Origin of the sequence: Ruoffia sp. FAM 26255 (assembly GCF_045528525.1) — a bacterium.
In the GTDB taxonomy this organism is placed as follows: domain Bacteria; phylum Bacillota; class Bacilli; order Lactobacillales; family Aerococcaceae; genus Ruoffia; species Ruoffia tabacinasalis.
The window spans coordinates 1-6765 of sequence record NZ_JBGQQX010000079.1 but is presented as its reverse complement, the minus strand read 5'-3'; the positions used below and the strand labels follow the sequence as shown (position 1 = coordinate 6765).

Sequence of the window (6765 nt, the reverse complement as noted above, 5' to 3'; positions counted from 1 at the left end):
GTTCCTCTATGGTAAGATGTGTGTAGCTCATAACAGACCTCCGTGTTTATGTTTTTGTCATTACTAACATTTTACACGAACCTGTTATGGGTTTCTTTATTTGTCGCACTTAATTTTACAATTCATCATTTTAAAAAAGAAAGGAAGTTGAGTATGCCAATTAAAATTGTTGAAGGATTACCCATACGCAAGGAATTAAAGAGAGAACAAATAGTGACAATGGATGAGAGCACGGCACGTACTCAAGACATTCGTCCCCTTAAAATACTCATTCTTAATCTCATGCCTAAAAAAGAAACGACAGAACTGCAATTATTGCGATTATTAGGTAATACACCGCTTCAAATAGAAGTAGATTTAATGTATACAGCAACTTACGAAGCGTCCAATACACCGATCAGTCACTTAAATCAATATTACAAAACGTTTGATGAAATTAAAGACCAACAATATGATGGGCTTATTATTACAGGTGCCCCTGTAGAACAATTTGAATACAATGAAGTCAATTATATTGATGAGCTGAAGACAATATTAGATTGGTCTCAAAAAAATGTCTTCTCCCGATTATTTATTTGTTGGGGAGCTCAGTATGCCTTAAATTATTTTTACGACATCGACAATTATAAGCTTGAACAAAAGTTGTTTGGTATTTATGAATATGACGTATTAGAAGCAGATCACCCCTTACTCCGCGGTTTTAACGACACATATCAAGTGCCACAATCACGCCATACTTCAATTTCTATCGAGACTATACAAGCTCAAAAAGATTTGAGAATCACAACAAAACATCCAAAATTTGGACCAGATATTATTACAACAACCGACAATCTAGACATATATTTATTAGGGCACTTGGAATATGACCGAGAAACATTACATCAGGAATATCAACGCGATAAAGAGGCAGGAAGTAAAATAGCTCTACCAGAAAATTATTATCCAGGAGACGATGATTCGAAAACGCCAAAATTTACGTGGAAAAGTAATGCCTTTCTTCTATACAATAATTGGCTTAATGAGGTTTACCAACGAACTTATTATAATTTGGAAGATATTTTAAAGGAGGATAAATAAAATGACAACACACATCAATACTAAACTTGTCCAATTAGGAAATCGCAAAGATCCATCAACAGGAGCCGTCGTTGCTCCTATCCACTTAGCGACAACTTACGCTCAACCAGGTTTAGGGCAAAGTACCGGATATGATTATACACGAACGAATAACCCAACCCGAGATATCTTAGAAGAGGGCTTAGCGGCTTTAGAAGGTGGCGAGAGAGCGGTCGTTACAAGTTCAGGCATGAGCGCGATTCAATTGGCTTTTCAACTTTTTAAACAAGGTAGCCATTTTTTAGTTTTACGCGATTTATACGGTGGAAGTTTCCGATACTTTGATCACCTTGAAGCAGAGAACTTAGCACAATTTACTTACTTTGAAACCGAAGCCGACTTTGAAAAACTAATCAGCGATGGCATATCAGGGGTATTCATTGAAACACCGACAAACCCATTAATGCAAGAGGTTGATATTCAACGCATCGCAGATTTAACGCATCAACATGGAGCACTATTACTCGTGGATAATACTTTATTAACGCCACTTCGCCAAAGACCCTTAGAATTAGGTGCAGACATTGTACTTTATTCAGGAACAAAATATTTAACGGGACATAATGATATCTTAGCTGGAGTGGTCGTGACAAATGATAAAGGTATGGGTGAAAAGTTAGGCTGGTTATCGAATACAACCGGTCCTACATTATCAGCCTTTGACTGTTGGTTGTTTATTCGTAGTTTGAAAACTTTACCGATTCGATTAGACCGACAAGAAGCAACTGCGCAAGAAATTGTGACCTGGTTAAAGCAGCAGGAACAAGTTAAAGATGTGTTATATGCTGGAAAAGGTGCCATGATAAGCATCCGCTTAAAAGGTGAAGCGAAAGTGGGACCATTCTTAGAGAAGTTACAAGTATTTACATATGCCGAAAGTTTAGGTGGGGTTGAAAGTTTAATTACATACCCAACAACACAAACACATGCAGACATACCAAAAGAATTGCGTGAATCCTATGGCTTAACGCCTGATTTATTAAGGTTGTCTATTGGCTTAGAAAATTCTTCCGATTTAATTCAAGACTTAGAAGTTGCTTTGAAGGAGTAAAAGTGATTAGATGAATTTAGAAGAAAGAAGGTAGATGTGAGTGGAAATTGAAGAGTTTGTAGAAAAGTATTATGTTGAGCGTCAACATACAAATTCATTAAAATGGGACCTATTAGAAGAACGCTTTGGTCAAGCAGATTTACTCCCTTTATGGGTCGCTGATATGGACTTTAAGGTGAGTCAAGCTATTACAAAAATATTAAAAGATCGAATATTACATGGTGTTTATGGTTATACATTTGTAGGTAAATCATATTATCAAGCATATAATAACTGGATGGAAACGTATTTTTCTTTCCCGATAAAAGAAGAATGGGTTCGTTTTTCAACAGGTGCCGTTCAAGCGATTTACCACCTATTATACACTTTCACCGATGAAAATGATTCAGTGATTATTCAAACACCTGTTTATTATCCTTTTAGTGACGCGGTTAAAGATACAAATCGTCGATTAGTCAATGTCGACCTAGTGAATAACGATGGGTATTTCACCATTGATTTTGAACGGTTTGAACAGGAAATTATCGGTCAATCGGTGAAATTATACATCCATTGTTCACCGCATAATCCAGTTGGACGAGTGTGGACAGAAGAAGAGCAAGCGAAGTTATTCGCCATTTGCCAAAAGCACAATGTGTTAATTATCTCTGATGAAATTCATCAAGACTTTACTTTTGAACATGAACATATCCCAGCAGCAAATGTTTCTGAAGGAGTTCACCGCCCACGAGTCATTACTGTGAACTCAGCGTCTAAATCCTTTAACATCGCTGGTTTAACTCATTGTAATATCGTAATCACAGACGATGAGTTGCGTCAAAAATATGATGATTTTGCAAATTCCATGTTTAAAACAGAAGCGAATATTATGGGGCTATTTGCTACCGAGGCTGCTTATGTGGATGGTATGGATTGGATAGACTCATTGAAGAATGTCATTTTCCATAATTATGAAATCGTCCGCGATTACTTCACAAAATTTGCACCAGAAATTACAGTATCACCACTCGAAGGGACATATTTAGTCTTTGTAGATTTACGCAAAGTAGTAAAAAGTGATGAGATGGTCGAATTCATTCAGGGAAAATGCGGGCTCGCAGTGGATTACGGAGAATGGTTTGGTGAAGGTTACGAAGGTTTTATTCGTTTAAATCTTGCGACAAAACCAGAAAATATCGAAAAAGCTGTCCAAACAATTGTTGAACAGCTAGGATAATGCAAAATAAGACCTTCCGTCAGTGAAGGTCTTTTATTATTGCCTATTATAGATCTAATTTAAATAATGAATCCGGATTATTTTTGTTTAGGAGTAAGCACATTGATATAGTTAGGTAAGACGCTAATTTCCACCGGGAAAGAAGGACCTTTATCTCCATCAACGGCCACATGTGTACTACTATCTTTATTAAGTAATTCGATCTTGATATTTTTGGCATCTACCGTTAACACACCGTTGTTTTGAACTTTCTCAGTATCGAAGATCCAGTTAGCAATACTTCCAACTCTATCTCCTAAAGTCGTCTTCTTTAAACCAAAGATGTGTAATTTACCATCATTATAGCTTGCATCTTTGAAGAAGTTAGTTAAACCAACCACACTACTAGATACGCCAATTAATAATAAATCTAATTCAAATTCATCGACTTTATTATCAATATTTAAGCTGAAACGGTAACTCTTTTGCTCGTTTAACGCTTGAATTCCTTCAACTAAGTAAGCGACAGGACCTAAGCGTTCCTTCTCTTCTTCATTTACTTCGAAGACACTTTCAGGAATTGTTCCCGTGGAAACTAAACTTAAGAAAACTTGATCATTCACAAGCCCTGCATCAATGGATTGTGGAGTAAGGTTTGGTAAATCCTTAACAGCTTTATCCAAGTTTATTTCGATATTTAACGCACGCGCAACATTATTTACCGTTCCAGTCGGCAAAATGGCAATCTCTGGCCGATAATCTTCATCTTTAAGACTCGAGGCAAGAAGTGAAACCGTTCCGTCACCACCTAAAATAACGATAGTATTATATGTTTCGCGCGCAGCTTCTTGAGCGAATTTGACAACATCATCGCCGGATTCTGTTATATTTATTGTTGCAAAACGTCCATTTGCTTCAAGGATTTCTTTCGCTTGTTGAGCATAGTCTTCTGCTTGTTTTTGTCCAGAAGATGGATTTGCAATAATCATGACATCTTTCATTTTATCTCTTCCTTTTAGAAAATTTATGTATATACTATACCGCTCGTTTTTATGAATAACAACTACTTGGAAAGGACTCAACTTCAAATGTGAATTAATTGTTAAAATTTTAAATAATACCTGAAAAAAAGACTATCTCTGTTACAATTGAATTATCGCATTAAAGGAGTTGTAGTTGAATGAGACTGAATTTGAAAGACATGGATACAAAATCACAAACAACGCTAATTAGTATTGGGACAGTTATTTTTGCGGTTTTAATGACGGTATTATTTGCCAGACATCATCAGCAACAAGTGCAAAGTATTGAATTGGCGACAAGTGCCATACAAGACTTGTATTTAGATGAGGAAAATATCTATTTGAATCCAAAAATATCTCCAGAACTAATAAAAAATGCTGAAGTGACCGCTAAAGAAGTTGGAGGCGTTCAAGGAAACAGGCTCCAACATTTAGTAGAATTAGCAGAGGATAAGCAAGAGGCAATCGCCAACTTATCTGAGCTTTACCAAAGTGATGAACCAATCATTGTCGGTGAACAAATTAAAGAAGGACTCCCTTTAAATGAAGCAGTGACGCCTCAATTAGTAGCCGAACAAAAAGAGCAATTACCTTTTTCCGATGAAGATGCCCTTACAGAAGCAATCTACTCTCATTATGATCAGATTTTAACAACCTTTAATGAAATCGAAACAGCGAGTAACCAGATTCAACACTTATCTGAAGAAGTAGATTTAGATTCTTTAGATCAAGAAATCCAAACTTTTTCTAAAGTGGAAGAAGTGCTTTTAAAAAACCAAAAACATCCACAAACTAGAGCAGTGATTGATAAATATATGGAAAAATGTCGTATTTACGCCGAAGATTTAATTAAACATTCTGAATTACTTGAATCCAATCAGGCAATATCAGATGCGATTTTTAATTCACGTGGTTTATCGGCTCCTTTAACGGGCTCTCCTATTGATGAGCGGCCGTTAGTTGCTCTTACCTTTGATGATGGCCCCACTGAGAATACCTTAGAGATTTTAGAAGTTCTAGATGAACATGATGTTACAGCCACATTTTTCTTTTTAGGGCGCTCAGTCGAGGCCAATCCAGATATTGCCAGATCAGTGGTTGAAGCAGGGCATCAAATTGGAAACCATTCCTATTCACACGCAAATTTTGATTTATTAAATTTGGGAGATGTCGAACACGAGACTGAAATCACACAAGAAATCATTGCGGATGCTACAGGCGTAACGCCAAATATCTACCGATCGCCTTATGGCAATGGTCGTCAGAAAATGTTGAAACTTTATCCAGACATGGAACCTATATATTGGAATGTTGATTCAGAAGACTGGTTAAGTAAAGATGAACAAATAACTAATGAGCATATTGCTAATCACTTACAACACCGATCAATTATCTTAATGCATGACACTCAATTATCAACCACCGAAGCAATTAAAACACTCATACCTCAATTGAAAGAGCAAGGTTACGTCTTTGTCTCACCTACTCAAATTCCAGAAGCTGATTCATATCGGCTATAAAAAATCCTCGGAGAATATCCGAGGATTTTTTGTGCATATTTATACTAGACAACCTTGTCGACTTTACTTTTTAGCTTTAATCTCAGGTCTTCTTGCCAGAAAGAAGCTAAGTGACAGCAACAACCAGAATAAGCCAAAAGAAAAACCAGCTAGCACATCACTAAAATAATGCACTCCAAGGAAAATCCGGCTAAAACCGATGAATAAGATAATTAAAAAGGCGAATATAATCAGAACACGACGAAGCGCGCTTGGTTTAAGGAATAAAATGAGTAATACAATGACGCAACCAAAAGCAACCATCGAAGAAAACGCATGACCACTCGGGAAAGAATAACTACTTTCTTGCACCATTCGAATCGCTTCATTTGGACGACTTCGTTGAACAATATTTTTAACCAGTGGATTCAATCCCAAACTCCCAATCGCATTTGTAATTAAGATCCATAGTGGTAAATCGATTCTCTTAGTTAAAAGGTAAGCAATCACCGCCAAAATAACGACCGTCGAAACGACACTCATTGGATTCGCAAGAATTGTTACGGCATTAAAAAATGAACTTAATAGGGGTGTCCGCCAAGAAACAATTTCAAGCGTAATAAGATTATCCAGATGTTGAATGGCATTCATATTGAATATAACAATTGCAATAATAATCAAAAAGGGTATCAGAGCAAGTAATGAGTAATTTAAATATTTTTTATTCATAAAAGCACCTCGGTATTTTATTTAATTTCATTTGTCAAATTAAGCTAGAAATAATCTAACCCTGATACATTCTCAAGAAAGACTTCCAACGGAGTCTTATAGTTTAAAGATTTTCTAGGAATTTTATTCCTTCGGGTTGTAACAGAAGAA

At 36.3% G+C, this 6765-nt stretch carries 6 protein-coding genes and 1 pseudogene; 4 read left to right on the top strand and 3 right to left on the bottom strand.

Features of this window, described 5'->3' with window-relative positions; genetic code table 11:
• Positions 1 to 153 precede the first annotated feature (153 nt).
• The 3 genes from metA to ACEN31_RS10765 are packed head-to-tail and all read left to right on the top strand — an operon-like array spanning position 154 to position 3386.
• On the top strand, positions 154 to 1080 hold the full coding sequence (gene metA / locus ACEN31_RS10775; RefSeq protein WP_138404939.1) for a homoserine O-succinyltransferase: 927 nt from the start codon (positions 154 to 156) through the stop codon (positions 1078 to 1080).
• Position 1081: 1 nt separating this feature from the next.
• A complete protein-coding gene (locus tag ACEN31_RS10770) occupies positions 1082 to 2170 on the top strand; it encodes an aminotransferase class I/II-fold pyridoxal phosphate-dependent enzyme (RefSeq protein ID WP_407109408.1) in 1089 nt (362 codons plus the stop codon).
• Positions 2171 to 2210: 40 nt separating this feature from the next.
• The gene (locus ACEN31_RS10765; protein WP_407109407.1) at positions 2211 to 3386 is read left to right on the top strand and encodes a MalY/PatB family protein; all 1176 of its coding nucleotides are present in this window, start codon (positions 2211 to 2213) and stop codon (positions 3384 to 3386) included.
• Positions 3387 to 3463: 77 nt separating this feature from the next.
• Here ACEN31_RS10765 and ACEN31_RS10760 read toward each other — a convergent pair whose 3' ends face one another.
• Positions 3464 to 4366 carry a diacylglycerol/lipid kinase family protein gene (locus tag ACEN31_RS10760; RefSeq protein WP_407109406.1) on the bottom strand — a complete coding sequence of 301 codons (903 nt, stop codon included), beginning with the start codon at positions 4364 to 4366 and terminating at the stop codon, positions 3464 to 3466.
• 179 nt (positions 4367 to 4545) lie between these two features.
• Here ACEN31_RS10760 and ACEN31_RS10755 point away from each other — a divergent pair, with 179 nt between their 5' ends.
• Complete coding sequence (locus ACEN31_RS10755; protein ID WP_407109405.1) at positions 4546 to 5907, top strand: polysaccharide deacetylase family protein; 1362 nt, start codon at positions 4546 to 4548, stop codon at positions 5905 to 5907.
• Positions 5908 to 5970: 63 nt separating this feature from the next.
• Here the strand turns inward: ACEN31_RS10755 and ACEN31_RS10750 are convergent, their stop codons facing one another.
• Positions 5971 to 6615, bottom strand: a complete 645-nt coding sequence (locus ACEN31_RS10750) for a phosphatase PAP2 family protein (protein WP_407109404.1) — start codon at positions 6613 to 6615, stop codon at positions 5971 to 5973.
• Positions 6616 to 6659: 44 nt separating this feature from the next.
• A pseudogene (locus tag ACEN31_RS10745) lies at positions 6660 to 6765 on the bottom strand (IS30 family transposase); the annotation flags it as partial.

Coding starts and splice junctions, on each gene's coding strand:
- ACEN31_RS10755 (WP_407109405.1), top strand. CDS start 4,546: ATGAGACTGAATTTGAAAGACATGGATACAAAATCACAAACAACGCTA.
- metA (WP_138404939.1), top strand. CDS start 154: ATGCCAATTAAAATTGTTGAAGGATTACCCATACGCAAGGAATTAAAG.
- ACEN31_RS10750 (WP_407109404.1), bottom strand. CDS start 6,615: ATGAATAAAAAATATTTAAATTACTCATTACTTGCTCTGATACCCTTT.
- ACEN31_RS10770 (WP_407109408.1), top strand. CDS start 1,082: ATGACAACACACATCAATACTAAACTTGTCCAATTAGGAAATCGCAAA.
- ACEN31_RS10760 (WP_407109406.1), bottom strand. CDS start 4,366: ATGAAAGATGTCATGATTATTGCAAATCCATCTTCTGGACAAAAACAA.